The sequence below is a fragment of the Streptomyces ambofaciens ATCC 23877 genome, from assembly GCF_001267885.1.
GTDB classification, from domain to species: domain Bacteria; phylum Actinomycetota; class Actinomycetes; order Streptomycetales; family Streptomycetaceae; genus Streptomyces; species Streptomyces ambofaciens.
Window position 1 is genome coordinate 8074780 of sequence record NZ_CP012382.1, and the last position, 21661, is coordinate 8096440.

Below are 21661 nucleotides of genomic sequence, written 5' to 3' on the forward strand. Positions count from 1 at the left end.
CCGGTGGCCAGGTCCAAGAAGTCAGCAAGATCCTTTTCTGCGCCTGTCAGTGCCTTCGCGGGCGCACAGCCATTGTCGACCTCAGCCAGCTGCTCCGCCGCCCGCTCCGCACGGTGTCCTGGCGATGTGCTTGACCTCGAGTGGAGTAGAGGTCGCAGAGTGGGTGCCTTCTGCAGGCCTACCCAAAGGAACGGTTATGCGTGCCGTTGTGCTGCACGAGTTCGGACCCGCTGCGAACCTCCGTTATGAGACTGTGCCCGATCCCGTGCCGGGCCCGGGCGAGGTTCGCCTCTTGGTGAAGGCCGCGGGGGTCCACCAGATCGAGACGGCCATGCGGGAAGGGCTGGAGATCGGTCCGCCACTCCCCGTGCTTCCGGCGATCTTCGGGGCAGAGGTCGCCGGTGTCGTCGAGGCGGTCGGGCCGGCAGTGGACGATGCCTGGATCGGCGCCGACGTGGTGACCGCGCACGGCAGGCCCGGCGGCTACGCCGAACTCGCCGTAGCCGACGTGTCGTCCCTTCATCGGATTCCGGCCGGACTACGGCACGAAGCCGCCGTGACCATGGTGGTCACCGGGGCCACGACCATGGGCCTGCTCGACATCGCAGAGCTCACCTCGGACGACGTGGTCCTGGTCACCTCCGCGGCCGGTGGCATTGGCCGTCTGGTTGTCCAGTTCGCCGGCCGTCTCGGGGCCACGGTCATCGGAGCGGCGGGCGGACCGGCCAAGACAGCGGCCGTGCGAGAGTTGGGAGCGGACGTCGCTGTCGACTACAACCTGCCGGACTGGGCGGGTGCCGTCCGCGACGCCCTGGGCGGGCGCGGCGTCACGGTCGTTCTGGACGGCGTCGAGGGCGACAAGGGACGGGCCGCCTTCGGGCTGCTGGCCCAGGGCGGGCGCTACATCACCATCGGCGCGGCTTCGCGGGAGGAGTTCCGTCCCGATGAGGCGGAACTGAAGGAGCGCGGGGTGCACTTCACCGACGCACTGGCCATCCTGCTGGAGGGCCAGGACGCGGCCGCAGACGAGGCCCGCGCGCTCACGGCAGCCGCCGACGGGAACCTGGTGCCGGCCTTCCAGGCGTTTCCCCTGTCGCAGGCCGCTGAGGCACACGCCGCTCTGGAGGCGAGGGCGACAACAGGCAAGGTCATCCTTGTCCCCGACGCACACGAGTGAGATACGGCCGGCGGTGGTCTGGCCGAAGCAGTGCATACGTGCGCTTGAGTACAACGTCGACAAGACTTCGTTTCTCTTAGAACTCCCAACGAAATGATCTTCGAGGAGGTTGGATCGTTCCGGGACTGATGATCCGGGGGTCGGGGTGGCTCGGCCGAAGCCGTGGAAGGTCGACGACGAGTCGCGGGCGGTGATCGAGCCGCTGTTGCCCAAGGTCGAGCGTCGGACCCGACACCCGGGACGCAAGCGGCATCCGGACCGGCTGGTGTTCCAGGGCATCCTGTTCGTCCTGCACACCGGGATCTCCTGGGAGTATCTGCCGCAGGAGCTTGGCTTCGGCTCCGGGATGACGCGCTGGCGCCGTCTGGCCGAGGGGGGCCGAGGCTGGCGTGTGGCCTCGACTGCACGAGGTCCTCCTCCATCTGCTGGCGACATCTGCGCTCACGCTGTTGACCGGTTCAGCGAGTAGGAGGAGGGGACTGCGGGGCGGGAGTGCATGCCGCTTCCTGGGCTGCCATAACGTCATCGCCGTACTCGAAGGCCCAGGCGCCGACGGCGTCGATGGGCGCCAGCAAGGTCCGGCCCAGAGCGGTGAGTTGGTACTCGACCCGTGACGGTGCGTCGGGGTGTGCCTGCCGGTCGACCAGTCCGTTGAACTGCAGCCGCCGCAGAGTCTCGGTGAGGACCTTGGAGCTGATGCCCCCGATCCGCTCCCGTAGGTCGACCGGGCGCCTGGGGCCGTCGCGCAGCGCCCAGAGCACCACGGCGTTCCAGGTGTTGGAGAGCAGGTCGAAGGCGAGGCGGGCGCGGCAGTCGGCGAGGAAGGCGTCGGTCGTCACGTACCAAATGGTGCCCGAACCGCCCGCTAGCGTCGCTGTGAACGGTGGAACCAGGCAGGGAGAGGGAACGCGTGATGAGAATCGGTGTACTGGGAACGGGCAACATGGCCGACGCGCTCGCCACCCACTGGGTGCGGGCCGGGCACGAGGTGATCATCGGGGGACGGGACGCACACAGGGCGGAGCGGCTCGCGATGCGCATCGGAGGCAGCGCGAAGCCTGCCAGTCTGCGCGCGGCGGCCGAGTCCGGTCAGGTGGTGTTGGTCGCGCTGCCCTTCGGGGCAGGAGCAGACGTGGCACGGGAGCTGCGCGCGGCCCTGGAGGGCAAGGTGCTGCTCGACTGCTCCAACCCGGTCGGGCCGGGCTTCCGGCTGCTGACGGAAGGAGGACCCTCGGCCGCGCAGCAACTGGCAGCGGCGGCACCGGGGGCCCACGTGGTCAAGGCTTTCAACCTCTGCCACGAGGACGTGTGGCGCATGCGGCCGCCCGTCTTCGACGGGCGACCACTGGCCGTGCCGGTCTGCGGGGATGACGAGACAGCCCTCGCGCGTGTACGCGAGTTGGTGCGAGACGTGGGCTGTGAACCCGTGGCTGGCGGCGGTATCGAACGGGCGGGACTCGTGGAAGCGACCGCCGCGCTGTTCATCGCGCTGTGGGTCGGCGAGGGAGCGGATGCCCAGGCGATCGCTCCTCCGCTGGCATACGCGGCCGGACCGAGCCACCAGGAATCGGAAGGCGACACGGGGGCTTTCCGTTAGGGATTCTCAGTGTCACCGGGTCGAGCCGTGCAGGGATACTGCTGTGGTGTTGTTGACGTGGATCGCTGAGGTGACGGACGAGCCTCTGGCGCTGGAGCCGACTGACCGGCGAGTGGAGTGGGAGACCAACACCTGGTCGCTGGGTACGGTTGCCGAGGACAGGAGTTTCTTGTCCGTCGCCGAGGTGGTGGCTGCCTTCGAGCGGACCGCTGCTGCCATCCGGGAACGCATTCGCGATCGGGGCTTCTCCGGGGTGGCGACGTTCTACGTGTGGCACGACAAACAGGCAGGACAGCTCCGGTGCTCGACCGGTTCTGTGCCCCCGGATGCGTTGCCGTTCAGCGATACCTACGTGGCTTCCGACGGCCTCGGTCCGGTCGTCGAGGGATTTCTGTCCGACAGCGAGCCAGGCTTCATCGCCTGGTCGGACCCGGACGACGCGCAGAGCCTCGCGTGGCGGATAGCTGGACCAACGACGAGGACACCATCTACTTCTACAACCCCTCCGGTGCCCGGGCCGACGTCCACAGCTACACCGAAGGCCGCACCAGCGAACCCGGCGCCTGCCTGATCGACAGCCAGAGCATCAAAACCTCCGCCGAGAATCAAACGCTCACTCAGGACATGCTGCCCCGGCACACCGTCCCCGCAGCCGGGGTGCGGCCCGTGCGGAGGTAGGTGTCGACCGCCTCCATGACGCAGCGGTTCTGCGGGTATGTGCCGTGGCCCTCCTCCTCGGCCGTCAGGAGCACGCCGACACCCTCGCCCAGGGCGCGGGCCATGTGGCGGGCACCGGGATACGGGGTGGTCGGGTCGCCGGTGCCGCCGACCACCAGGACCGGGGCCGCGCCGTCGGCGTTCACCTGGGGCGTGACGCGCTCGCCTTCGAACGGCCAGTCGTAACAGAGGTAGACACCGGTGGACCATGCCTCGCCGAAGACGGGCGAGGCGGCCTTGACGCGGGCCTCGTCCCGGGCGAGGCGTTCGACGTCGGGGCGCAGGCTGGAGTCCGCGCAGGTGATCGCGGTCTGGGCGACGTGGCTGATGTCGGGTGGGGTCTTCGTGCGGTCGGCGGAACCCATGTCGGCCGCGCCGTTGCTCAGCGGACCGCCGTCGTTGTGGTCGATCAGCGCGGTGAGGGCCTTGGCCAGGGGCGACCAGCCGTCCGTGCCGAGGACGAGATGGTCGCCCACGCTGAGCGCGAGGTCGTCGGCGTCCAGGCTGCTTCCGTCGCCGGCCGGGGCGGGCTTCTTCTCCAGGCGGTCGGCCAGCCGCGCCATGCGCCGGGCGGCTTCCTCGGGCCCGTCGCCGGTCGGGCAGTGGCGGATACGGGCCGCGCAGTGTGCAGCGAACCGGTCGAACGCCGCCTGGACCGCCTTGACCTGCGACACCTGCTCCTCGCTGAGGTCCTCGGTCGGATCGACGGGAGCTTCCAGGACGAGCCGCCCGACGTGCGAGGGATACAGGTGGGCGTAGACCGCGCCGAGCGCCGTTCCGTAGGAGACGCCGAAGTAGTGCAGCCGCTCGTCGCCGAGGAGGTAGCGCATCAGGTCGAGATCGCGCGCGGTGTGCGAGGTGCCGATATACGGGAGGAACGCCCCGGAGCGCTCGGCGCAGGCGTCGGCCCCGGCGTAGCCGGTGTCGTCCGCGGTCTTCCCGCAGCGCACGGGAATGGTCGCGCCGACGCCACGCGGATCGAAGGAGATCAGGTCGTAGCGGTCCAGGAGCGGCTTGTACTGGTCGAGGTGTTCAGGCAGTCCCTGCACGCCGGACACGCCGGGGCCGCCGAAGTTGAGGACGAGCGAGCCGATACGCCGGTCGTTCGGGCCGGTGGCCCTGCGGCGGATCAGGGCGACCTCGATCGTCCTGCCCTCCGGCTTCTGGTAGTCGAGGGGGGTCTTCATGGTGGCGCACTCGTAATCCGCGCGTGCGGTGGGCACAGAGGTGCAACCGGACCAGTCGAGATGCTGGCCGGTGGTGAGCGCAGGGGGGAGACCGGTGGGCGGGTTGTCCGCGGTGAACTCCGTACGCGGCTGCGCACTCCGGCCGGGAGCATCGTGCTGGAGCCAGGCACCGACGGCTCCGATCACGAGGAGGACGACCCCGGCGATGATCCGCGCGCCGGTCGAGAGGCCCGGTCTGCGGCTTCGTATCGGATGTGCGTCACTCATCGAAATCCCCGCTCCCGCCCCTGGACGCCCGCCCCGTGCCCGCATGCCCGTGTTCGTGATCGTCCGATCGTCGAATGAGTGCACAGTACAAGCCGCCCCCGACAGCAGCTGCCACCCGCGGGCCGTCGGCCACAGCCGGGCGGCGCCGTGGGCGGGGTGTGCGGGCGGGCCTGACGGGTAGTCCTGCCCAGGCCAGGGAGGGCCGCGCAACACCTGGGGAGCTTGAAGTCGGCCCTTCCCTTCTCCTGCCGATGCCACGGCTGGCGGACGGGCCTTGTCCGCCGACCGGGCCGCCGGTGCGGCGACAGCCGCGGTAAACGGGCTCCCACACCCTGGTCGAGCTCGCCGAGTCCGCCCTGGCCTGCCGGGGTGCGATCACCGCGCTCCCACGCCGTCCTCGCCGTCCTCGTCGGCAAGGGCGCCCGCTTCAAAAGCGGTCACCCGCCGACCGCCTGGGGCCAACCCAGCGGCACGGGTCAGCCGATCTCGTATCCGGCCGAGCGCAGAACAGTCAGCGCCTGGGCATGACGCTGTTCGGGGACAAGTATCAGGTCGGCATGGTAGGTCGAGCAGGTGAACACCGGAATTGCGGCGCAGGCCAACGGCGCGAGGACGGCGGCCAGCAGGCCCGGCTCGTCGAGTCCGTGGTTCGGATCGGCGTCGTACAGCGCGATCCAGCGATCGGCCGGGGACACCGAACTGTCCGCAGGACGGATCACCGTCAGCCCTTCCGGCGCCCGTACCAGCGCGAGCCAGTCGTCGCTGCCCGGCTCGCCGAGCTCCCGGCGGTGCTCCAGGGCCAAGACCGCGTCCAGCACCCGGAGCCGACGACGGGTGGGCCGGTCCGGGTCCCGGCCCAGGTCGACGGCGAAGGCCACCCGATCGAGTCCGGGGCCGTCGTAGTCCCGCTGGGTGGGTGCGGCGATGAACCCGAGGCGGGCGTGGAAGGCCTGTGACGCGGTGTTCTCCGGGCTGGTGATGCAGTGGACATACCGGCGGCCGTGGGCCCGCACGAGGGCGAAGAAGGCCCGGTAGAGGGCGCGTCCGACTCCTTGTCCGTGCTGCGCCGGGTCGACGCCGACGAAGTGCACATAGGCGACGTCCGGTTCGGTCTGCGAGAAGAAACCGACAAGGAACGCGGCGAGTTCTCCGTCGGAGCGCTCGATGAGAAAACTGGTGGTGGTGAAGTGCTGGAAGTACAGGCGCGGAAGCAGCAGTGCACGTTCGACTGCCCCTGCCTCGCCCTTGAGTCCGCCCCACCACCTGTCCAGCACGGCCAGCACCCGCGGGTGATCCTCGGCCCTGGGGTGCCGGGCGGCCAGTCCAGCAGGAAGGTCGTTGATCACCCGCGCAGTGTAGAGGCGCTGGAAAGGGGACTGTGCCGGGGTCCAGCAACCGGACACGGCTCGTGGTCCTTCGTTCGCTGCCCTCCCTGGACGCCCGAAGGCCGCCGCAGCCTGAACAACCCCGCGAACCGGAGCGGCGTCCCAACGGGGACCGGGTCGTTGCAGCTCCCGCAACGCCGTCCTGCTCGCCAGAGTGCGCCGACTCGCCGAACTCGGCCCCGGCTGCGATGAAGTGCGCGACTCACCGGCACTCGCGAGACCGTCATCAGCCGCATCTTCCGGCGCTCCGCGGCTGTAGGGGAGCACACCCCCGGCAACCTGCCTGAAGGCCGTCTGCTGGGGCGATGATGGCCTGCGGTGTCCGCGGCACTGGCTGGCGTTGGTCCTTCCAGGTGGGGGATGCGGGCGAGGTGGGCAACGGTGCACGGTGCGGATGTCGCCAGTCTTCTCGGCTGCCGCCGCGGGGCGCCGTCCTCCCTCGCGGCCTTCGGCCTCGGCAGCGCGCGTCCGTCGCCACTCTCCCTTGCGACCTGTGACTACGGCGGGCCGCAGTCCGTCGCCGCCAACAGCTCACCCTCGGCGGAGTACTGCACGCCGTGAAAGGACTGCGTGAGACCCACCTCGCCTTGTCGGCCCGCCAGCGCCTGATCGTGACCGGATGACTCGACAACACGGCCCGCGCCACGCCCGGATCGCCTTCTCTCACGCCGCCGCGAAGTCGTCCCCGAGATCGGCGAAACACCGCCCGGCGACTCCGCCACCACTCAGCTGCGATCGAGCAGGCGAAGGGCGAGAGCCGGTAGGCGGTTGAGGTGGCATGGAAAGAAGCGGGCTCGGCACCCGCAGTGACCGCCCCGGCCAGGGGGAGCCTCTGGAGCAGTTGGCCGGGGCGGCGAGGACCACGGGGGAACGGTCCTCGCGTGCTCTTCCGGGACGCCGGCCCGGGTGGAGGCGGCCCCTGCGCGTATTCACCCCAGTGGGTGACGGGCCGAGTCGCGGGACGACATCCGGTAGACGCCGACCGGGCGCGCCGGCGCGTACCGGATGCCGTGTGTAGCGGTAACGGCGCAGGGACGCTCCACCGAATTGCACGGAGCGCACACTGAGCAACATTCCGGAGGGCCTTCCGCAGTGGGATTCCGACTGCACGGTGCTGCAGTCGGCCCCTCCGAGCCGCTAGTGACCTGGTGGTGTGACCGAGACGGCTCGCCCGGATTCCTCCCTCACCGGAGCGGTGCCAGTGACGGGGCTGGTCGGGACGGAGGGGTCCGGTACGCAACGCTGCGGATCGCGTTCAGCACGGCGGTGCCATCGAAGAGTTGGGCTTCGATAGGCGACGTGGGTCCCTGCCGCCGCGCGGTGACTACGCGTCGTCGTCCGCGTTCTCCAGAGCGGGAGGCTCCTGCCAGGTCAGGGTGTCCAGTGGTCGCGGCAGCTGTCGGGTCGCGCCGGCCCTCGTCACCGCGGACGCCGCGTCGCTGAAGAGGGCGCCAGGGGCGCCCAGAGGCTGGCCGGGCACGGGTGCTGCCGAGCTTGAGGTCTTTGTGGTGGTCATCTGGTCCCCCTGATCCGTCACGGGCCGCGCCGGCCCGGCTAAACGCTGGCACAGGGCCAGCCGCGAAAGCTTATCCAGGTTTCGAACTGTGGCCCGAGGAGACTTCCTCGGGCCGCTTCCGCAGGTTAGGTCTCCTCGCTCCTGTTCGGGCGCCCACCGCTCCTGGCACGGCCGTGCCTGCGCAAGCACGCTGGGTGATCGAGAGCTTTGGAACGTTCGAATGTCGGGACAACAACAACGTTGCTGTTCGCTTCGTCTGTCCGTGGCGGCCTTCTGCCCGAGCCGGACCTTACGATGGACGACTCCAAGTCGGCGATCCCGGCAGCGACGCCGGCAGAGCCTTCTGAGAAAGTCCTGCTGTCGGGCGCAGGGGACTGCCTTTACGGTGCAGGGTCCAGACAGGGCGAGGGGCCCGGACGGAGTCCCGGCCCTTCGGTCAGTAGCGGGGACAGGATTTGAACCTGCGACCTCTGGGTTATGAGCCCAGCGAGCTACCGAGCTGCTCCACCCCGCGTCGGTAGGTTCACTCTACACGGTGGCTGTGGCGGGGAGGCGCGCAACTGCCGGGTCAGCCGCGGCGTCGAAGAAGACCTGCCCACCCTTGCTCAGCTCACGGAACCCGCTGCCGGAGATGCTGAAGCTGAAGTAGCGCACGAAGACGTCCGGTCCGCCGCCATCCTGGGAGGTGAAGCCGAAGCCCCTCTCGGCGTTCATGGTGCCGCTGGCCATGTGTCTGTCCTTCGGCATCGCCGGACGTTCTGGGTTGGCCTGTCGGTGATGCTTTCCGTCACGGAAGGGCGACCGGTAGCCGTTCTACCCCGTGGACGGCGCGGTGTGTTGTGGGCCGGAGGACACGCCTCCCTTCTGGGGCCGAGCAGCGGCGCGAGTCATGATGAGCCAGCTGGCCTCTTGAGTGAGCGGGACGGAACCTGCTGGGCCAACTGGTCGTGGCAGCTCGGTCCGGAGACGCGGCTGGCGGTCGGGCTGAAGCCGACGACGGCAAGCCGTCACGCCATCGGGTGACGCGGCTCGGTCAGACGGGTGGCAGCGGCTGGTGCGGGCTGCTCTCGAGCGGGCCGGTAGTCCAAGATTGGGACCGCCGCCATCCCCTGAGGAGCGTGCATCGACCGCGTCTGCGCCAGTGATCGGCGTGACCAGGCTGTTCCGAGGAGCCCCTCCCTATGCGTTCACGCGTCATCGCAGTCTTGGCCGCCGCGGCTGCGGCCACTGCGGCACTCGCACAACCCGCCCACGCCGCACCGGTCGTGGACGGCGTCTACAGGTTCGCTGCCCTCCAGGACGGCAAATGCCTGGTCTGGCCCAAATCGCACGCGAGCATCGGCTCGGTCGGGTTGGGCGCCTGCGCGGAGAGCGCGTCGACCTCGGCGAACTGGCAGGTGCGAAAGCGCCCCAACGGGACGATGGAAGTATCGACACCAGGCTCGAACCCGCGCACCTGCCTGGGAGTGAACACGGACCACAGGGTGAGCGTCAATGATTCCTGCGCCGACAAGTACGCCGAGTGGACCGTGTCCTTCGGCTCGGCTGGGCCCGGCAGCGTGGTGTGGGCCGACATCGAGCACACCCCCGGCGATCGATCCGACTCGTGGGGGAAGGTAGTCGACATTCCTGAGGTGACCGGTCGTGTCGTGGTAAGGCGGGTCCCCATCGAGCCGCACTACTGGGAATTGCAGCAGGTCAGCTAGTCTTCTGAGTCAGGAGTTCTGTTCAGATTTGTAGGGTTGCCTGGTGGCGCGTACTGAGCGGCCGAAGGCCGAGTTGATCCTGTCGGATGAGGAACGGGCTGCGCTGGAGGGGTGGGTACGGCGCCGTTCCACCCCGCAGGCGTGGGCTCTGCGGTGCCGGATCATCTTGGCCTGCGCGACTGGCGCGTCCAACAAGGACGTGGCCGCACAGCTCGGTTCGACACCGCATGCGGTGGGCCGCTGGCGGAAGCGGTTCGTCGAGCACCGGGTCGCCGGGCTGGGTGACATGCCGCGGTCTGGCGGGCCCCGAACGGTCACCGACGAGCAGGTCGCCGCGGTGGTGAAGCGGACGCTGGAGACCGCACCGAAGAACGCCACGCACTGGTCGACGCGGGCGATGGCCACGGAGATGGGTCTGTCGCAGTCGACCGTGTCGCGGATCTGGCGGGCCTTCGGCCTGCAGCCGCACCGCACCGAGACGTTCAGGCTGTCGACCGACCCGTACTTCGTCGACAAGGTCCACGACGTGGTCGGCCTCTATCTGGACCCGCCCGAGCGGGCCTTGGTGTTCTGTGTCGACGAGAAGTCGCAGATCCAGGCCCTGGACCGGTCCCAGCCGGTGCTGCCGATGATGCCCGGCGTCCCGCAGCGGGTCACCCACGACTACGTGCGCGCGGGCACCACCACGTTGTTCGCCGCACTGGAGGTGGCCACGGGGAAGGTGATCGGCTCCCTGCACCGCCGGCACCGTGCCGAGGAGTTCAAGAAGTTCCTGATCAAACTCGACCCGGAGATACCGGCGGACCTGGACGTGCACCTGGTGCTGGACAACTACGCCACCCACAAGACCCCAGCCATCAAGACCTGGCTACTGGCCCACCCACGCTTCCACCTGCACTTCACGCCCACCGGCTCGTCCTGGCTCAACCTGGTCGAGCGGTGGTTCGCCGAGCTGACGAACAAGCAGATACGGCGAGGCGTCCACAGAAGCGTCCAGGCGCTGGAGAAGGACATCCGGACCTGGATCGCCGCATGGAACACCGATCCCAAGCCCTACGTCTGGACGAAGACCGCAGACGAGATCCTCGAACGCCTCGCCAGCTATTTGAACAGAATTCCTGACTCAGAAGACTAGTTCCTGCGGCGCCTGTTGGTGAGGAAGAGCGTCGCGCCTCCCGTCGCAGCGGCCCCTGCGGCGGCGAGGAGGAGGGACTGGGTGCCGGCCGCGCCCGTCGCGGCGAGTCCCGGCCTGGACGCGGCATGGGTCGGATGTGCCGCCGGGGTGCCGCTGGGCTCCGCCTTGTCCGCGACCTGGAGGGTGAGTGTCGCCGTATTGTCGTCCAGGTTCGCTTCTGTCCCCGGATGCTCGGACAGCACTCTGGCGGAAAGGCGCAGGGTGCTCCCGCGTGCCTCGGGGGCGACTGCGTAGCGGAGCGTCAGGGTGAAGGTGCCGCCCGGGGCCACGGTGTCCTGTACGTCGCACCACTCGCCTACATCGTCCCCTGGCAAGCAGTTGGCGAGCTCGTTGCCTCCGGCGCGCCGTAGCCACTGGTCATGGCCAGGTGAGCTGGTGAGGAACACGCTCATCGTGTCGGGTTCTCGGCCGTGATTGGTCACCGAGAGTCGCGTGGTGACCTGCCCTCCGGGCTGGACGGATGTGGTGGGCTTGGACCACTGCGGGGTCCAGTCGGCGCCCGATTTCACGAGTACGGTCAGGCTGGCGGTGTTGTCCTGCGGGTGTGCGTCCACTGCGTCACCGATGTCGGCTGTCTCCGTGATCGTCAGACGGGTCCCCTCAGGCGCACCGGCCGCGGCTCTGACCCGTACCCTCGCCTCCCCGAACTTGTAGTCGGGCTGGGCGGCATGGCATTTGACCTCACGCAAGTCGGCGGACGCCGCCGTGCAGAGCGGCGGGCCATCACCGACCGTCTCCGGCTCTTCCGGCACGAACGTCAAGCCCTTGGGCAGGTGCACCAGGAAGAAGAGCGGTTTGACCGAGCCCGTCTTCATCCACACGCGCGCCACGACGTCGATGGTGTTGCCAGGCGCTACCTGCGGGCGGTCAAGTTCCAGCGCCACGGCGGCGTCCACCGGGCCTGTGTCGGCCCGCGCCGTCAGCGGCCCGACCGCCATCAGAGCGCCGACAAGACCGCAAACCACCGCGACCCTCTGAATGAGTCCCCGTCTCCGGTCCACCCGGGTGTCCTCCTCGCACTGTTGCTCATCAGCATTCACGAGGAAGACTCCCGGAAGGCGCCGGAAGTTGTGTGCAGCTGCCGGTGAGATGGCCCTCGCAGGCGGGACCGCGAGTCCGCCGACCTGGCCCTCACCGGTCCCGCACACCCGCGGCCCTGCATCGCCGACTCAAGTGCCTGAAGAATCTCTCCCCCCCCCGCATATCGATTTCCAGACCTGACCGACTCCGAGATCGCCGCAGTGGCCATCGCGTATGACGAACGCGTCAATCTCGGTCAGCTCCTGTCCCCGGACCCGACTGCAATCGTCAACGTGGACGTCGGTCATGTCACTTGTCCTACCCGCGACGTCGGACGACTGATCGCCTACACCACGGCAAGGGACATGCCGTGCCGAGTTTGGGCAGCCGGAGATCGGGGCGGTAATGGGCACCGGAGTCCAGGGTGATCGTCTCGGGTTCGTACTGCCACTGGATGCCGTAGCACATCCAGGCCCACGCCGACGCGGCCGGCGACATCGACTGGCTGGTCCAGATCGACTCCACCATCGTCCGCGCCCACCAGCACGCCGCCGCCACCGGCTGAAAAGGGGCGGCACCAACAGGCGCCGCAGGAACTACTGAGGTTGAACTCGTGATGTCGCGCCGGGTCAGGCGGGTCTGATGGTCAGGCCGGTCTCGGCGAGGCAGCCGTCTATGAGGTGGCTGCGGTACTGGATGTGCCGCAGTCCGTGTCGGATGCGCTGGACAAGGTGTTCGGGAGTGGAGAAGGCGACGTTGGAGAGCCAGCCGCGTCGCAGGAGGGACCAGATCCCTTCAACGGGGTTGAGGTCGGGTGCGTAGGGCGGCAGGTAGTAGATGGTCAACCAGTCCCGGGCTTCCGCCCATTCCCGCAGGTCGGCGGCTTTGTGGACGTTGAGGTTGTCCCAGACGAGGACGATCGGGCCGCCGAGTTGCTGGTGGGCGGCGGTCAGCAGGTCCCGGTAGTCGCGCCAGGAGAAGCTCTTGCGTCCGTCGCGCTGCCCCTCGTCCCGGCGCGGCCGGTAGATCAGCCTCGAGCGGTGGCCGGGTTTGTAGCAGGTCAGCGCGGCGATGGATATCCGCCTGCGGGAGCGGCCGCGGACCCGCACCACAGGGGTCCGTCCGCGCTGTGACCAGGTCTTCGCCTGCGGCGGCGTCATGGAGAATCCGGCTTCGTCCTCGAACACGAGCCAGGCTCCACGGGCCGCCGCGAGTCTTCCGCGCAGGGCCACACCTCCTTGACCCACCCGGCAACCGCGTCGTCGTTGCGCTCCATGGCGCGTCGGGCCGGGACCTGGCAGGACCAGCCGTTGCGGATCAGGAGCTTGCGCACGCCCTGGATCGTGTAGGTCAGGTGGAAGCGCCGGCCGATCACGGTCTTCACACGGCTCAGGGTCCAGCGCTGGTCCTCCCAGCCGTGCGCGGCCGGCCCCCTGGCCAGCTCCGCTTCCAACTGCGCGAACTGCTTCTCACTCAGCCTCGGCAACGACGCGGGTCCCTGCGACCTCAGAGCCCGCGGACCGCCCTCGTCCCACGTCCGCCGCCATCGCTGCACCGACCGGACACTGACCCGCAGGTCCTTGGCGATCACCGAACTCGCCTTACCCCGGGCGAACCCCTCGGCCGCCTGGAGCCGTAACTCCTCGCGAGAATGCTGTCGTTCGGGGGTCAGCCCGCCCCCTTGTGGATACCGCATGCCCCGGTGATACCGCAGCCGACCACGAGCCGTCAGCACCTACGACACCACGAGTTCAACCTCAGTAGTCTTCTGAGTCAGGAATTCTGTTCAAATAGCTGGCGAGGCGTTCGAGGATCTCGTCTGCGGTCTTCGTCCAGACGTAGGGCTTGGGATCGGTGTTCCATGCGGCGATCCAGGTCCGGATGTCCTTCTCCAGCGCCTGGACGCTTCTGTGGACGCCTCGCCGTATCTGCTTGTTCGTCAGCTCGGCGAACCACCGCTCGACCAGGTTGAGCCAGGACGAGCCGGTGGGCGTGAAGTGCAGGTGGAAGCGTGGGTGGGCCAGTAGCCAGGTCTTGATGGCTGGGGTCTTGTGGGTGGCGTAGTTGTCCAGCACCAGGTGCACGTCCAGGTCCGCCGGTATCTCCGGGTCGAGTTTGATCAGGAACTTCTTGAACTCCTCGGCACGGTGCCGGCGGTGCAGGGAGCCGATCACCTTCCCCGTGGCCACCTCCAGTGCGGCGAACAACGTGGTGGTGCCCGCGCGCACGTAGTCGTGGGTGACCCGCTGCGGGACGCCGGGCATCATCGGCAGCACCGGCTGGGACCGGTCCAGGGCCTGGATCTGCGACTTCTCGTCGACACAGAACACCAAGGCCCGCTCGGGCGGGTCCAGATAGAGGCCGACCACGTCGTGGACCTTGTCGACGAAGTACGGGTCGGTCGACAGCCTGAACGTCTCGGTGCGGTGCGGCTGCAGGCCGAAGGCCCGCCAGATCCGCGACACGGTCGACTGCGACAGACCCATCTCCGTGGCCATCGCCCGCGTCGACCAGTGCGTGGCGTTCTTCGGTGCGGTCTCCAGCGTCCGCTTCACCACCGCGGCGACCTGCTCGTCGGTGACCGTTCGGGGCCCGCCAGACCGCGGCATGTCACCCAGCCCGGCGACCCGGTGCTCGACGAACCGCTTCCGCCAGCGGCCCACCGCATGCGGTGTCGAACCGAGCTGTGCGGCCACGTCCTTGTTGGACGCGCCAGTCGCGCAGGCCAAGATGATCCGGCACCGCAGAGCCCACGCCTGCGGGGTGGAACGGCGCCGTACCCACCCCTCCAGCGCAGCCCGTTCCTCATCCGACAGGATCAACTCGGCCTTCGGCCGCTCAGTACGCGCCACCAGGCAACCCTACAAATCTGAACAGAACTCCTGACTCAGAAGACTAGGGCCTTATCGAAAGTGGCTGGTTGTGACTCTGTGGCCTGTGTTTCGATGCCCGAGTGAACATCGAGAGCTCCGGGTTGCCGGATGAGAGGCCGAGCCGCTGGGTTCGGCAGAGGGCTGATGGCGATGTGGAGGAGTGCGTGCGGGTCCTCGCGGAGGTCCATGCGCGCGATGGCTATCCGGTGAACTGGCCGGATCAGCCCGGCGAGTGGCTGTCGCGAGGTCCGCTGCTGGGGTCCTGGGTTGCCGAAGTCGAAGGCGTCGTGGTGGGGCACGTCAGTTTGTCGCAAGGGGGCGAAGGCGATCTGGCCCCGACGTTGTGGAGCGAGCGGAACGGGGCGACACGGGGTATGACCGCCGTGGTCAGCAGGCTGTTCGTTGCCCCGCGAGCGAGGGGACATCGGATCGGTGCACTGTTGATCGGCCAGGCCGTGGAGGAAGCGCGGCGTCGTGGCCTGCACCCGGTGCTCGACGTCGTCGCATCCGACACCGCGGCGGCAGCCCTGTACGAGCGGCTGGGCTGGAAGCTGATGGCCACAGTCGAGCAGCAGTGGAGTCCGCACCAGACGGTGGCCGTCCGCTGTTACGCAGCGCCATCGTGACGTGGTCAGTCATAGCCACTCGTTGATGGCCACGACGGGGACGGTCGCCTCGTAGCGGACCGCGAGCTTGCCGTATCTCGTGGCCACGGCCGGTGCCTCCTGAGACGATTGATCCCGCACTCGACCGCGTGCCGAGCTTTGTAGTCCTCTGGGTCGAACTTCGGCGGGCCGGCCGCCGTGCGAACCGCGTTTCCTGCGGTTGCCGGCCTGGGCGGCCTTGCCCGGGGTGGTGCAGCGGATCCCGCGCCGCAGGTAAGCACGGCTGTTCCGGGAGGCGTACGCCTTGTCGGCCCGCACCCGATCGGGCCTGGTGAGCTCCAGCCGTGCCGCTTGAGCAGGGCGGCCACGCCTTGCACGGTGTAGCTCTTGTGGAAGCGGCGCCCGATCAGGCCGCCTGTGTCGCCCTCGGAACCATTTCGGAAGATCGAACGGGGCGAGCGAGGCGTCAGGACGGTCGAGATCCAGCCCAACTCCATCCCCGGTGAGGCCGGTGAAGCCGACCTCTACGCCCCGGAACACCCGGCGGCCCCAGGGCGTGTTTCAGGCAGCGGGTGAGTCTTGGGCGGAGAGTTCTACGGCCAGTTCCATACAGCGCAGGCGGGCTGGGGAGAAGTCGTAGGGCATCTTGCCCATGGCTTCGAACACGCTCATGGAGTCAGTCTCCCGCCCGCCGGAGCTGAGATCGGCCTCGTCCTCGTCCTCGCCCTCATCGGCAGGAGCAGGGTGCAAAGCGTCCCAGGCGTCGAAGAGGGCATCGTCGTCCTTTTCCAGACCGGACTTCTCGATGACGGCGTGCAGGGCGCTTTCGAAGGCGTGCCGTTCGGCGGCCACCTGGGCCACGCGCGGATCATCGACGGCGACGCTGTCATCGAGTGCCTCCTCGGCGTCATCGATGCGGTCGGAGTCCTCCCGCAGAGCGGGGTGGGTGGCCAGGACGACGAAGCGGGTGGCCTGGACGGTCGCGCCGAGCGGGCCGAAGATCCGCTCAGTGATCAGCAGGCTGTCCAGGTCCGCCTGACGCAGGGAGCCCTCGGGCAGGCTCTTGAGGCGTTCGGTGACGAAGGCGGAGAGCAGACCCATCCGGCTGCCTTCGGTGCGCATCCGCTGCACGGCGGTCCGCTGCCGCCGCACTTCTGCTTCCTGCTCGGCGAGGGTTTCCTCCACCCGCTCCAGGATGCCCGCGATACCGTCTCCGCTGTCCGCACCGGCGGAAGCCGTGCCGGTGGTAAAGGCGTCACGGATGTCGTCCAGGGCGACCCCGGCGTCGGTCATCTTGCGAATCCACAGCAACCGGATCATGTCTTCGTAGCCGTAGCGGCGGCGGTCATCGCCGCCCCGCTCAGGCTCGGGGAGCAGGCCGATCTCGTGGTAATGACGGATCGCCCGCGGCGTGGTGCCGGCGAAGGCCGCCGCGTCACCGATCTTGACCTGGCGAGGTGGCATGAAGGACGAATGCATGAGCAGGGATCTTTCCTCAAGGGATCGGGACGTAAGTCCACCGGACCACATGCCGCTACGGAAGGTGCAACCCCATACGCACTGCCCCACGCCAATGCCAGGAAATGCGCCCTTCCTCCGTAATGAGAGTTCGGGGTGCCGCAGGCAACTCGTCGGCAGAGATGGCGTGCTTTATGCGGCGGGCGGCAGAGTCGTCAGAAACAGCTGCATGGGAATTGACCTAACCGGTGAGGGGCGTCAACCCGGCGAGCTGGGCGATGAAGTCGTCGACCATGGCGATCTGCACGTCCTTGGAGAATCGTCCGGGGTCGAAGAGCGCTTGGACCACGAGTCCGTGGGCGAAGGCGACTGCGGCAGCGGTCAGTTGGTCGGTGTCTGTGTTCGGGGGGATCTCCCCGAGGCCACGTCCCGTCTCGAAATGAGGGCGGAAGCGGTCGCGCAGCCTCGCGTACCGATCGCCCTGTCGGGCGGCCAGCGTCTCGTCGGCGAGAGACAGGTCCCAGGAGCTGACCCAGATGCGGTTGCGGGCGGTGCCGGCCGAAGTGAGCGGCAGGATGTCGAGCAGCATGGCCCGTACGGCGGGCAGACCGTCTGCGGGTGGAGTCCGGCGCGGACGTTCCGCCGTGTCCTGTTCCAGCAGGTCCAGCGCGTGCGTGACGAGGGCCCGTTTGCTCGGGAAGTAGTGCGTCAGCATGCCGGTCGAGACGCCCATCTCCGCGGCGACGGCGCGCAGTGTCAGCCCACCGAAACCTTTGCCGGCAAGGACACGCCACACCGCTTCGGACACGTCCTTGCGGCGGGCCTCGTGATCTCCGCGTGCGGGGGGCGCCATGCCGCTACTCTACATACCAAACGATTGTTACGTACCTTCAACGTCATGTGCCCTCCGACATCTCCGGCCGGCTGGGCTTGGAAGGCGGAACGCCGATGCTCACCAACCCGCTCGACGACCACGCGCAACTCTGTCCTCTGGAACCCTGGCAGGCACCGGAGTTCCTCGCGCACATCGACCGGGCTCGCCCTCTGGTCGACCCATGGATCCCCTGGGCGTCGCTCACCACCGACCTCGCCTCGGCCACAACGACCCTCCAGCGCTACGCCGACCTCTCGTCCTCCGACAGCGGCCGGATATACGGGATCCGGCTGGACGGTGTGCTCGTCGGCGGCGTCATGTTCACCCGCTTCGAGACCGCCTCGGGAGTGTGTGAGATCGGCTGCTGGCTGGAGGAGGCCGGGCAGGGCCGAGGGCTGGTCACCCGCGCGTGCCGGGCACTGATCGACTGGGCCTTCACCGAACGCGGGATGAGCAGGGTCGAGTGGTGGGTCGCCTCAGGTAACACCCGCAGCATCGCGACCGCCCGCCGTCTGGGCATGACCCGCGACGGCGTGCTCCGACAGCGTTACCCGTACCGCGGGGTCCGGAACAACAGCGAGGTGTGGTCCGTCCTGGCGCAGGAGTGGCCCCCGGCAGCGGATGGTGGTAGGTCCGCCCCCACGTGCGACGACCAGGCGGAAGTCGACCGTTTGACAGGCCTGTTCATGGACTCCTTCACCAACACCGGCGGACGGTGCGCCGATCTCCGGATCATCCGGGAGCTGTTCGTCCCGGAAGGGCGGATCATCTCGAACATTGGGAGCGACCCCGTGATCATGAATGTGGACGCTTTCGTCGAGCCGCGTCAGAAGATGCTCACCGACGGAACGCTGACGGAGTTCTCCGAATGGGAGGTGTCCCAACGCACGGAGATCTTCGGATCGGTCGCGCACCGATTCAGCGAGTACCGCAAGTCCGGTGTCCGGGACGGTGCGCGCTTCGAGGGACGCGGCCACAAGACCACCCAGTTCCTGCGGACCCGGGAAGGCTGGAGGATGGCCTCCATGGCCTGGGACGACGAGCCGGTCCACGTCCCGGAGTGACGGGCCTCTTTCAGCTGTCCTGCAGGAGCCATGCGGCGATGTCCACGTCACGGGGATGCACAGGCTCGGAGAGGACCACGCCGGTGGTGGTGTCGCCCATCTCCGAGAGGTGCTCGATGACCTGTTCCAGGTGCTGTGCGTCCCGGCCCGCGATCGTCACTCGTAGCAGTTCGCCCCGATGACGTGGACACACGACAGGACGTGGCCCATGGCGAGCAGTCGGTCGCGCAGGCTCTCCGCGTTGCGGGTGGAACGGAGCCGGGGACGCAGCGAAACGTGGGCCCGCAAACCCAGCCCCAGCTCAGCGAGATCAAGATGAACGCCGTACCCCTTGATCACACCGGAGTCCTCCAGGCGCCGCACCCGCTCGGCAACCGCCGGACGGCTGAGAGACACCTTGCGCCCCAACTCGGCCAGGCTGACGCGTGCGTTGCGGGAGAGTTCACGGATGATCGCGAGATCCATGGCATTTGCTTCTGACGTTCGGTTAGCCGAAATGCCCAACTACCTTCCGATCGACGGAGACAGTACGGATGTCCCGCCGAAGTGCCATGGCCGGATGGGCAACGGCAGCCGCATCGACAAGATGACCCCGGGCCTCTACCGCATCACGCAGGTCACCGAGCGCGAGCCGGGGTGCACCTGCGCCGATCCCGGCCTCGGAGGGAAGTGTGCCAACCGCCGATGGGGCACCGGCCGGGTGCAGCGCCTCGTGCTGCTCGGCCGCTGACGTTCCTGGTGGTGAAGGGTGCAAGGCGTCTGCTGCACGTCCGGTGAGGAGTGCAGCGCAGCATTCGCACGGTCCAGGTGGCACACAGGTGCTGCACGGGTAGCAAGTCCGGCCTTACTCGTGCAGCGGATCGCCGCTGTATCGGGTCGGTTACGCGGTCGCTGCTGCTACCCCCGGCTTGCTGCTCGGCCGGCCGCTGCTCCGCCCGCACGCCCGCACGGCGCAGTCGAGGAGGACGTGTCCTGCCTGCCGCGGAGATCCCGAAGCTATGCCTGACCTGCGGAAACCGGTCACTCAAGTACGGAAGGACAGCAGCCGCTCAGGTGGCGGCGCGGAGCACGTACCGCACGTCGGTCAGCTGCTCCGACAGCTGCCACAGTCGGCTGCCGGTGTCGGGATCGGTGGCCCTCGGGGCCAGTTGGGCCCGCTTCGGTGCGCCGCGCAGCTCGCCCATGCCGTCCGGCGCAAACAGCTCGCCGCCTTGTACCTCTGGTGCGGTCGCCGCGTACAACTGCGGCAGGGCGCCCTGGTCGGGGGACTGGGCGAGCGGCAGCAGGAGGCGGCCGAAGAGCAGTTTGACCATGCCCGCAGGGGTGCTTGTCTGCAAGTTGGTGGCGGCGTAGCCGGGGTGGGCCAGTACGCTGCGGACCGGGCTGCCGGCCGCGCTCAGTCGTCGGTGCAACTCCCACCCGAAGGCGGCGTTGGCGAGCTTCGACTGGTTGTAGTGGCCCATCGGCGAGTACTTCCGTTCGCCGGACAAGTCGTCGAAGGCGATGCGCGCCTGGCGGTGATTGGCCGAGGTCACCGTGACCACGCGGGGATCGTCGCTGTCCGTCATCAGGTCCAGCAGAAGGCCGGTGAGGGCGAAGTGGCCGAGGTGGTTGGCGGCGAACTGCAGCTCGTGGCCCTGAAGGGTGAGAGTTCGGGGCGGTGCCATCAGGCCGGCGTTGTTGACGAGCACGTCGACCCGGTAGCCGTCGGTGTGCAGTTGGTGGGCGAAGGCGCGCACCGAGGCGGGATCGGCCAGGTCGAGACGGCGCACCTCGAGGTGGGCACCCGGCTGCTCGGCAATGATCGCGTCGGCCGCCCGGCGCCCCTTCTCCTCGTCGCGTACGGCGAGGATCACCTGGGCGCCCTTACGGGCGAGCGTCTTGGTTGTCGCCAGGCCGAGGCCGCTGTTGGCTCCGGTGACTACGGATACCCGCCCGGTCTGGTCTGGGATCTGTTCGGCGGTCCAGCGCTGTCGTGTCATGTAACACAAGCTGTCGCACATGACACTCGGTGTCAAGGTGCGCCTGAGTGTCATGCGAGGCATATCGTGTACTCTTGTCCGGTGAGTTCTCGCCCTCAAGCCAGCCTGGCCCAGCGCAAGCGTCAGCTCGTCGCCGACGAACTGAGCGAAGCGGCACTGCAGTTGCTTGCGCTGAAGGGGTTCGACGTGGTCACGGTCGACGAGATCGTGACCGCCGCCGGCGTGTCCAAGCGGACGTTCTTCCGGTACTTCGCGTCCAAGGAGGACGTGGTCGTCCAGTTCCTGACCGAGATGGGCGCCGGTGTCTGCTCGGAGTTGGCGGCTCGTCCAGGCGAAGAGCGCCCCTCCGCGGCGCTGAAGCACGCCGTCTCGGTTCCCCTCGCCGCGTGCACTGACCACTCGGACCGGGCGCTGCGCGTCGTTCAGTTGATTTTGCGTACCCCGGCACTGCATGCGCGTTTCCTGGAGCGCCAAGCACAGTGGCACAGCGATTTGACGTCGGAGTTGGCGAGCCGCCAAGGGCTCGCCCGTGATCGTGAGCTGTACCCGCAGATGGCCGCCGGAATGGCATTGACCGCGTTCAACGCCGTGCTGCAACGGTGGAGCGACAGTGACGGCGCTGAAGATCCTGCCGCGCTGACCGACCGGGCCTTCGCCGTCATCGCGCCGGCCCTGGACGCCATCGTGCGCACTTGACCAGTTTGGCAAGGGTGTCGCCCCTGGCGCTGTCTTGTGGTGAGTGCGGCATCCCTATCCCGGGCGAGATGGGATACGCGGATGCTGGTCGGCATCGTGGCCGGGTCAGCCGGCGCGGCGCGAGCGGGCCAGGGCCCTGGGCCCGGGCGCAGTCTCACCGTTCACACTGCTGGTCGCGCCCCGCGACGGCGAACTGGCCCTCGCCCACGGCAACCCCGATGCGGCCCATTCGTCCTCCGACACCGGGGACGTCGCAGCGGCGCTGGTGGCGGTTAGCAGCGACGAGCGGGCCTGGGGACGGGTCTGGCACGCTCCGGTCATCACCACGACCGCGCGTCATGC

The 21661-nt window shown here is 68.5% G+C and carries 22 protein-coding genes, 1 tRNA gene and 5 pseudogenes; 12 read left to right on the forward strand and 16 right to left on the reverse strand.

Going from position 1 to position 21661, the window contains the following annotated elements:
* Positions 1-196 precede the first annotated feature (196 nt).
* Positions 197-1177, forward strand: coding sequence for a zinc-binding dehydrogenase (locus SAM23877_RS35085; RefSeq protein ID WP_053141908.1), 981 nt, complete (start codon positions 197-199; stop codon positions 1175-1177).
* 145 nt (positions 1178-1322) lie between these two features.
* Positions 1323-1596: pseudogene (locus tag SAM23877_RS35090) on the forward strand (transposase); the annotation flags it as partial.
* Between the two features lie 39 nt (positions 1597-1635).
* Here SAM23877_RS35090 and SAM23877_RS35095 read toward each other — a convergent pair.
* On the reverse strand, positions 1636-2016 hold the full coding sequence (locus tag SAM23877_RS35095; protein ID WP_053141912.1) for a winged helix-turn-helix transcriptional regulator: 381 nt from the start codon (positions 2014-2016) through the stop codon (positions 1636-1638).
* Positions 2017-2090: 74 nt separating this feature from the next.
* On the opposite strand from SAM23877_RS35095, the gene SAM23877_RS35100 reads away from it, so the two are divergent.
* On the forward strand, positions 2091-2774 hold the full coding sequence (locus SAM23877_RS35100; protein ID WP_053141914.1) for an NADPH-dependent F420 reductase: 684 nt from the start codon (positions 2091-2093) through the stop codon (positions 2772-2774).
* 43 nt (positions 2775-2817) lie between these two features.
* Positions 2818-3345, forward strand: coding sequence for a hypothetical protein (locus SAM23877_RS35105; protein ID WP_244903046.1), 528 nt, complete (start codon positions 2818-2820; stop codon positions 3343-3345).
* A gap of 46 nt (positions 3346-3391) precedes the next feature.
* Here SAM23877_RS35105 and SAM23877_RS35110 read toward each other — a convergent pair whose 3' ends face one another.
* Positions 3392-4945, reverse strand: coding sequence for an alpha/beta hydrolase (locus tag SAM23877_RS35110; RefSeq protein WP_053141916.1), 1554 nt, complete (start codon positions 4943-4945; stop codon positions 3392-3394).
* 476 nt (positions 4946-5421) lie between these two features.
* Positions 5422-6291: a GNAT family N-acetyltransferase gene (locus tag SAM23877_RS40775; RefSeq protein ID WP_159042046.1), complete on the reverse strand. Its 870-nt coding sequence runs from the start codon at positions 6289-6291 to the stop codon at positions 5422-5424.
* A 125-nt stretch (positions 6292-6416) separates the two neighbouring features.
* Between SAM23877_RS40775 and SAM23877_RS42240 the strand changes: the two are divergent.
* Positions 6417-6532: pseudogene (locus tag SAM23877_RS42240) on the forward strand (MerR family transcriptional regulator); the annotation flags it as partial.
* A 1122-nt stretch (positions 6533-7654) separates the two neighbouring features.
* Here SAM23877_RS42240 and SAM23877_RS39860 read toward each other — a convergent pair.
* The 3 genes from SAM23877_RS39860 to SAM23877_RS35125 form a co-directional block, all read right to left on the reverse strand.
* Complete coding sequence (locus tag SAM23877_RS39860; RefSeq protein ID WP_159042047.1) at positions 7655-7846, reverse strand: hypothetical protein; 192 nt, start codon at positions 7844-7846, stop codon at positions 7655-7657.
* A 440-nt stretch (positions 7847-8286) separates the two neighbouring features.
* A tRNA-Met gene (locus SAM23877_RS35120) sits at positions 8287-8360 on the reverse strand.
* A gap of 14 nt (positions 8361-8374) precedes the next feature.
* A complete protein-coding gene (locus SAM23877_RS35125) occupies positions 8375-8575 on the reverse strand; it encodes a cold-shock protein (RefSeq protein WP_053141918.1) in 201 nt (66 codons plus the stop codon).
* 452 nt (positions 8576-9027) lie between these two features.
* Between SAM23877_RS35125 and SAM23877_RS38615 the strand changes: the two genes are divergently transcribed.
* Both SAM23877_RS38615 and SAM23877_RS35135 read left to right on the forward strand, forming a co-directional pair.
* The gene (locus SAM23877_RS38615) at positions 9028-9552 is read left to right on the forward strand and encodes a hypothetical protein (protein WP_079030609.1); all 525 of its coding nucleotides are present in this window, start codon (positions 9028-9030) and stop codon (positions 9550-9552) included.
* Between the two features lie 43 nt (positions 9553-9595).
* Positions 9596-10687, forward strand: a complete 1092-nt coding sequence (locus SAM23877_RS35135) for an IS630 family transposase (protein ID WP_053141922.1) — start codon at positions 9596-9598, stop codon at positions 10685-10687.
* On the opposite strand, the gene SAM23877_RS35140 is transcribed toward SAM23877_RS35135, so the two are convergent.
* Positions 10684-11787 carry a COG1361 family protein gene (locus tag SAM23877_RS35140; RefSeq protein ID WP_053141924.1) on the reverse strand — a complete coding sequence of 368 codons (1104 nt, stop codon included), beginning with the start codon at positions 11785-11787 and terminating at the stop codon, positions 10684-10686. The genes SAM23877_RS35135 and SAM23877_RS35140 overlap by 4 nt on opposite strands.
* A 443-nt stretch (positions 11788-12230) precedes the next feature.
* Here SAM23877_RS35140 and SAM23877_RS41610 point away from each other — a divergent pair.
* A pseudogene (locus tag SAM23877_RS41610) lies at positions 12231-12320 on the forward strand (IS5 family transposase); the annotation flags it as partial.
* 76 nt (positions 12321-12396) lie between these two features.
* On the opposite strand, the gene SAM23877_RS42245 reads toward SAM23877_RS41610, so the two are convergent.
* Both SAM23877_RS42245 and SAM23877_RS35155 read right to left on the reverse strand, forming a co-directional pair.
* A protein-coding gene (locus SAM23877_RS42245; protein ID WP_425314744.1) for an IS630 family transposase occupies positions 12397-13463 on the reverse strand; the annotation gives its coding sequence in 2 pieces (ribosomal slippage) (positions 12397-13017 and positions 13020-13463; 1065 coding nt in all).
* A gap of 61 nt (positions 13464-13524) precedes the next feature.
* Positions 13525-14619, reverse strand: coding sequence for an IS630 family transposase (locus SAM23877_RS35155; RefSeq protein WP_053141926.1), 1095 nt, complete (start codon positions 14617-14619; stop codon positions 13525-13527).
* A 185-nt stretch (positions 14620-14804) separates the two neighbouring features.
* Here SAM23877_RS35155 and SAM23877_RS35160 point away from each other — a divergent pair, with 185 nt between their 5' ends.
* Positions 14805-15266: a GNAT family N-acetyltransferase gene (locus SAM23877_RS35160; protein WP_053143188.1), complete on the forward strand. Its 462-nt coding sequence runs from the start codon at positions 14805-14807 to the stop codon at positions 15264-15266.
* Between the two features lie 9 nt (positions 15267-15275).
* Here SAM23877_RS35160 and SAM23877_RS42250 read toward each other — a convergent pair.
* The 4 genes and pseudogenes from SAM23877_RS42250 to SAM23877_RS35170 all read right to left on the reverse strand — a co-directional run.
* Positions 15276-15575 (reverse strand): annotated as a pseudogene (locus SAM23877_RS42250) (IS5 family transposase); the annotation flags it as partial.
* Between the two features lie 38 nt (positions 15576-15613).
* Positions 15614-15742 (reverse strand): annotated as a pseudogene (locus SAM23877_RS42255) (hypothetical protein); the annotation flags it as partial.
* A gap of 64 nt (positions 15743-15806) precedes the next feature.
* A complete protein-coding gene (locus SAM23877_RS35165; protein WP_053141927.1) occupies positions 15807-16724 on the reverse strand; it encodes a MerR family transcriptional regulator in 918 nt (305 codons plus the stop codon).
* Positions 16725-16944: 220 nt separating this feature from the next.
* Positions 16945-17556 (reverse strand): TetR/AcrR family transcriptional regulator, encoded by a 612-nt coding sequence (locus SAM23877_RS35170; RefSeq protein WP_053141929.1) that lies wholly within the window; start codon positions 17554-17556, stop codon positions 16945-16947.
* A 95-nt stretch (positions 17557-17651) separates the two neighbouring features.
* Between SAM23877_RS35170 and SAM23877_RS35175 the strand changes: the two genes are divergently transcribed.
* Positions 17652-18641 carry a GNAT family N-acetyltransferase gene (locus SAM23877_RS35175; RefSeq protein ID WP_053141932.1) on the forward strand — a complete coding sequence of 330 codons (990 nt, stop codon included), beginning with the start codon at positions 17652-17654 and terminating at the stop codon, positions 18639-18641.
* A gap of 10 nt (positions 18642-18651) precedes the next feature.
* Here the strand turns inward: SAM23877_RS35175 and SAM23877_RS39865 are convergent, their stop codons facing one another.
* Together SAM23877_RS39865 and SAM23877_RS35180 are read right to left on the reverse strand one after the other, a co-directional pair.
* A complete protein-coding gene (locus tag SAM23877_RS39865) occupies positions 18652-18801 on the reverse strand; it encodes a hypothetical protein (protein ID WP_159042048.1) in 150 nt (49 codons plus the stop codon).
* Positions 18798-19106, reverse strand: coding sequence for an Lrp/AsnC family transcriptional regulator (locus tag SAM23877_RS35180; RefSeq protein WP_053141934.1), 309 nt, complete (start codon positions 19104-19106; stop codon positions 18798-18800). Before SAM23877_RS35180 ends, SAM23877_RS39865 begins: the two co-directional genes overlap by 4 nt.
* A 94-nt stretch (positions 19107-19200) precedes the next feature.
* Here SAM23877_RS35180 and SAM23877_RS39870 point away from each other — a divergent pair, with 94 nt between their 5' ends.
* Positions 19201-19371 carry a hypothetical protein gene (locus SAM23877_RS39870; protein WP_159042049.1) on the forward strand — a complete coding sequence of 57 codons (171 nt, stop codon included), beginning with the start codon at positions 19201-19203 and terminating at the stop codon, positions 19369-19371.
* Between the two features lie 319 nt (positions 19372-19690).
* Here the strand turns inward: SAM23877_RS39870 and SAM23877_RS35185 are convergent, their stop codons facing one another.
* Entirely contained in the window at positions 19691-20623 is a 933-nt protein-coding gene (locus SAM23877_RS35185) for an oxidoreductase (RefSeq protein ID WP_079030610.1), read from the reverse strand.
* 81 nt (positions 20624-20704) lie between these two features.
* Here SAM23877_RS35185 and SAM23877_RS35190 point away from each other — a divergent pair, with 81 nt between their 5' ends.
* Positions 20705-21319, forward strand: coding sequence for a TetR family transcriptional regulator (locus SAM23877_RS35190; RefSeq protein ID WP_053141938.1), 615 nt, complete (start codon positions 20705-20707; stop codon positions 21317-21319).
* Positions 21320-21661 lie beyond the last annotated feature (342 nt).